The 4,770-nt window shown below is 69.8% G+C and carries 3 protein-coding genes and 1 pseudogene; 1 reads left to right on the forward strand and 3 read right to left on the reverse strand.

Annotation, left to right across the window (positions count from 1 at the left end; genetic code table 11):
* Positions 1 to 530: 530 nt before the first annotated feature.
* Positions 531 to 695, reverse strand: a complete 165-nt coding sequence (locus AQJ91_RS54250; RefSeq protein WP_159054843.1) for a hypothetical protein — start codon at positions 693 to 695, stop codon at positions 531 to 533.
* A 276-nt stretch (positions 696 to 971) separates the two neighbouring features.
* Here AQJ91_RS54250 and AQJ91_RS48040 point away from each other — a divergent pair, with 276 nt between their 5' ends.
* Positions 972 to 1,964: a hypothetical protein gene (locus AQJ91_RS48040; protein ID WP_159054844.1), complete on the forward strand. Its 993-nt coding sequence runs from the start codon at positions 972 to 974 to the stop codon at positions 1,962 to 1,964.
* A gap of 56 nt (positions 1,965 to 2,020) precedes the next feature.
* On the opposite strand, the gene AQJ91_RS48045 is transcribed toward AQJ91_RS48040, so the two are convergent.
* Together AQJ91_RS48045 and AQJ91_RS48050 are read right to left on the reverse strand one after the other, a co-directional pair.
* The gene (locus AQJ91_RS48045) at positions 2,021 to 2,764 is read right to left on the reverse strand and encodes a TIGR02391 family protein (protein WP_067036677.1); all 744 of its coding nucleotides are present in this window, start codon (positions 2,762 to 2,764) and stop codon (positions 2,021 to 2,023) included.
* Positions 2,765 to 3,122: 358 nt separating this feature from the next.
* Positions 3,123 to 4,684, reverse strand: a pseudogene (locus tag AQJ91_RS48050) (IS1182 family transposase).
* Positions 4,685 to 4,770: the final 86 nt, after the last annotated feature.

A 4,770-nucleotide genomic window follows, 5' to 3' on the forward strand; every position in this document is an offset into this window, starting at 1 on the left:
CCCGCGCAGCGGGTCAGAGCCTGCTGCGCAGGCTCTGAGGGAACTCCCGCGCTGCGCGCGGGAGTTGGAGTGAAGCCCCGCGCTGCGCGCGGGTGGCGGAGTGGGACTCCTCGCGGTGCGAGGAGTTGGGTTCTGCGCTGCGCTTCGAACCCTGTTTCCTTCTGTCAGGACTTTGGCTGTATCCGGAGGTTGGGCTGGTGCCCTTCCGACTCTCCGCTTGCGCTTCGAGCCGGCGGCTCCTTCGTCGCTGCGCTCCTGGGAGGAGCCTTGGGGTCCGTCCGCTGCGCTCCCGGACCTGGCCCGCATTCGCGGGCGGCTGGCTGCGTGATGGGGTGGCCGGGGTGAGTGGTCGGCTGTTTCCTTCATTGTAGAACTTTTGGTGAATCCGGGTCCGAGAGTGTGCCGGTTGACGGAGATGGCAGAGGCGGGCTGTGGCGTGTCCGGGTGAGTGAGGTGATGTCAGTTGGGTTCGGTCGCACAGGCGTTGAGTTTCTCTTCGTGTTCGGGCGGGGCCAGCCGGGCGGCAGGTGTCAGTCGTGCCTCCACCAGGCCACTGCGAGGCCGGCCAGGAGGGTCCCGATGTGGCGGACGGCTCCGATGAGGAGCGCTACGGAGACGTGGTGCCGCCATGAGACGGGGGTGGGGGCCACGTGGTCCTGGTGATGAGTGGAGGGGGTGCGGTTCTTCTTCGCCATGGTGGGTGTCCTTCGTTCGGCAGGGTGCGGCGGCCGCGGGCTGCGGTGCTGGGACCAGTGAGCCAAAGCCTCAAGTCCGCAGAGAACTGCACTTCTCGGGGTTGTAATGGTGGGCATGGCACGAGGAGCACCGAGTCCGGCTGATCTGCGGGTGATTGGCGAACTTGCCGCGCGGGGGGTGGTGGTGACGGCCAGCCAGTTGGAGAGCGGCGGGCGGGGTTGTTGCCGCGGCACCGGCGGCGTGGGCTCGGGCGTGGCCGGGGGACGGTGGTGGACGTGGTCGATCCGGTGGTAGTGGAGAGCGCCGCGGCGCTGGCGCGGCATCTTCGCCAAGGGCGGGATCGGCGGTTGGCGGTGCTGGAGTGGTTCGCCGAGGCGGGCATGGCTGCGCAGCCGGGAGCGGTGCAGGTGCCGGAGCCGCCGGTGGCCGCTGTGCGTGAGGCCGTGGTGTGGGTGCTGCGGGGGACGATGTCGCATCGGCTGCTGGAGGTCGCACGCGGTGCGGCTGGGGCGGGTGAAGAAGCAGCCGATGCACTGTACGAGGTCGCCGGCCGGCTTATCGCGGCACGGCCGTACCGCGGGGCTGCCAATCCCGCCCTGGTGCGCGCGGCGCTTGAGGCCGACGAGGATGTGCCGGACGGGCCGGACTTCAAGGGGGTAGTGCACCTGGTCGCGGCGATCGGTCTGGGGGCGCAGGAGGTGGGGGCGGATGCGCTGGCGGAGGCGTTCGCCGCCTACGGCTGGTTCGGGCTGACGGCCGAGGACTGGGCGCAGATGCTGGGGGCGGTGGAGCGCGGCGAGAGTCCGCCGGTGGACTGGGGGCTGCTCCAGCAGCGCGCGGACGTGCTGGGGCCGGTTCAGCAGGCCAGCGATGAGCAGTTGCTGCGGGCCCGGACGGTGCTGCTCGGGCTGCGGATGTTCTACGGGCTGTACGCGATGCACGCCTTGTTCATGCCGGATACACCGGCGCTGGCCGCTTTGCGGGCACGGATCGACGAGTGGGGCATGTTCCCGGTCCTGGACCACGTCATCTCTCTGAGCCCCTCCCCCAGGCACTTCGCCGAGGGCCTGGCCGTCTGTCTCGAGCCGCTCTTCGACGGGCTGTACGAGACGCTCATGGAGCAGCTTGCGGAAGACCCCGTCCTCTTCCGGATCCCTGGAGACGGGACCGGCGCAGCTGGCTTCATGGAAACGTGGACCCGCGTCCTGCGTGAGCAGACCAGGAGGGCCCGGGAGCGGGTGGATGAGAGTCGTGAGGAACCCTTGTAGGGTGCCGCTTCCGCCGGGCCGGGTGACCCAGTCCCGCCCCGGCGCCGTGTACGGATCTATGTCGTTGGCGAGGCCTGGCGGCGCTTGGCGCGTTCGACCTGGCGCAGCAGCAGGTCGGCGAACTGGATGATCTCTGCCGCCTCGATCGGGTCGTCGAAGTCGACGGTGCGGTGGCTGGCAGGGTTCTTGTAGGCGCCCATGGCGCCCGCGAACAGGTTGGCGGTGGCCGCCTGTTCTCCGCCCTCGGCTTCCGCGTCGGCGAGCGCACCGCCGGTCTTGCCGTTCTCGTGAGGCCGGAACGCTTCCCGCATCAGCTTCACTCCGACCAGGGAGTTGTCGAGTCCGGAGGCGTCGCGGACGGCGACCTCGACCGCCTTCATCGCGGCGAAGCACGCCGTCTCGTAGTCACCCAGGTCGAAGTTGGTGCGCACCGTGCCTTCCAGGTCCGGGTGGAGCGGGCCGGACAGTCGTTCGCGGGCCTCGAACCTCGTGATGCCCTGCGGGTCCTTCGCCAGGTCCCTGCCGTCGCGGGAGATCCGGCGGAAGGCCTCGGACTGGCTGGGCTCCCGGGTCAGCAACGCCTGAGCCTCCAGCCAGCACCAGGCATCGGACAGCCGGTTCACGAGCGCGGCCGCATCCGGCTCTTCCTGGAACGCCTGCCGAGCCGAGTTCATGGTGCTCACGTACTGCAGATATCCGGTGCCGCTGGCGAGGTGCCGCAGGAGAAGGAGTGCAACATCCCGCGTGGGCAGCTGCCGGATCTGTTCTGCCGGAACCGGCGGTATGTACTGGAAGTTCATGGGCCACAACGCTACGGCGCAGCACTGACACTCTGCGGCCGTGCAGGCAAAGACGGCCGGGCCGTACGAAATCGGCAGCAAGTCGTCGGACGGCAGGGACCCGCGCGGGTGGCAGGCTCGTCGCACGTGCCGGGCCCCGGCGGTGGCCAGGCCGGGCAAGGAACGCGGAAACCGAGGACGACCTCGGCGCCGCGCTGGCCGCGACCGTACTGGACGCCGCGCAGCAGCTCCTTGAGGACGGCAGGCGCCTCGTCGACGGCCTGGACGTCGACGCCCCCGCCGGCCCGCGTACTGTCTAGAAGGCTGCTGAAAATCTTGTTGTGGGGCTGTCCGGCCGGAGGCTGGGCGGCCCTTTTCGCTATGTGGTGGCCGGGGCGAGGTGCCAGGTGGTGTTGGTGCGGGTGAGTCCGAGGGTGATCAGTCGGCGGAGGTTGAGGGCGGCGGCGCGGTGGTGGAGCCAGATGTTGTTGGCGATGACGCCTCGGTAGGGAACCCGGCGGTTGCCCTTGGCGACGAGCCAGGCGATGGCGCGTTCGACGGGTGGCCGCCATCGGCGGTATTCGTCCTGCCAGCCGGTGTCGGTGGCGGCCTGGGACCGGGCGGCGGCCAGCAGTTCGTACTGGGGGTGGACGTTGAGGGTGCGTCCGGTCTTGGAGGTGATGCAGCGCTCTCGCAGGGGGCAGCCGGTGCAGACACGCTTGAACTGTGCGGTGCGGGCGCCGTCCGCCTTGATCTGGCCGAGGTTGGCGGTGTGTCCGGCCGGGCAGGTCGCGGTGCCGGCGGCCTGGTCGATGTGGAAGTCGTCGATGGTGAAGCCGCCGGGGACGGCCTGCCGCAGCGGTGGCGGCTTGATCACCAGGGTGTGGCCGTCGGCCTGCAGTTGTGCGCGCAGGTCGCCGAGCACGGTTAACTCGCCGTCCTCCCCCTCCAGAAGATCGCAGGCGACGGCAGCCTCGTGATTGCCGGGACCGTAGCCGCTGGTCAGGGCGACGGCCGTGAACAGCCCGGTCTCCGGCTCGAAGGACGCATGCCCTTTGAAGCCGTCCTGGTGGCGGGTGCGGTTCTTGTGGATGTGCCGGGTGTCGGGATCGACGGTGGACACCGTCCGGTCCGCCACCGTGCGCTTGGCGATGCGCCAACGGCCGTCGCGCCCGTCGGAGTCCTCGGCCGGCTCCACGTCCTGGCCGGCGACCAGGGCCAGCAGGCCGACCGCGTTCGCCGCCCTCTCGCCCAGATTCTGCTCGGGCAGGCGCCCGAGCAGGTTGAGGGCATCGGTGACCAGCGCGTCCACCAGCGCGGCGCGCGCCTGCTCGTCGTCCCAGGCGATCTTCGGCTTGCCCGGGTCGGTGTAGTCGTGCGCCCGGCAGTGCTCCGCGGCCACCTGCCCGGCGCCGGGGACCTCGCGGATCACCCGGCGGATGGCGGAGATGATCTGGGGGTGACGGTGTCCTGGGTGGCCACCGCGTCATCGAGCACGGTGGAGTCCAGCGCGCGCTGCTGCCTGCCCTTGAGCACACCGGTCGCGGCCACGACTTCCTTCACCTTGGTGAAGATCCGCATCGGATCGGCCGAGTGACGCAGACGGCGCCGGAAGTACGTCAGCAACGACGGATCGAACGCGGTGTCGTACAGGCCGAGCCCGCAGGCGGCCTTCCACTGCAGGTCACACCGCAATTCCTGGACCGTCTCGAAGTCCGACAGCCCGTGCAGGCTCTGCAGCACCACCGTCGCGGCCAGCGCCTGCGGCGGCAGACTCGGACGGCCGTTGGACGACGGATACATGTCCGCGAACATCCCCGGCGGGAACAGCACCTCGCGATGCTCGGCCAGGAATGCGAACACACTGCCTGCCGGGATCAACTCCCGGCAGGTCTCCCACACATCCGGCCCGACCATCTCCCCGGCCCATTCGCCCTGCATGCCTACAAGACTGGCCCCGACTCCACCGAGCCGGGGCCAGAACCCGAGATTTTCAGCAGCCTTCTAGTGTCCCGAGTCTTAGGAAA

The sequence above is a fragment of the Streptomyces dysideae genome, assembly GCF_001514305.1.
In the GTDB taxonomy this organism is placed as follows: domain Bacteria; phylum Actinomycetota; class Actinomycetes; order Streptomycetales; family Streptomycetaceae; genus Streptomyces; species Streptomyces dysideae.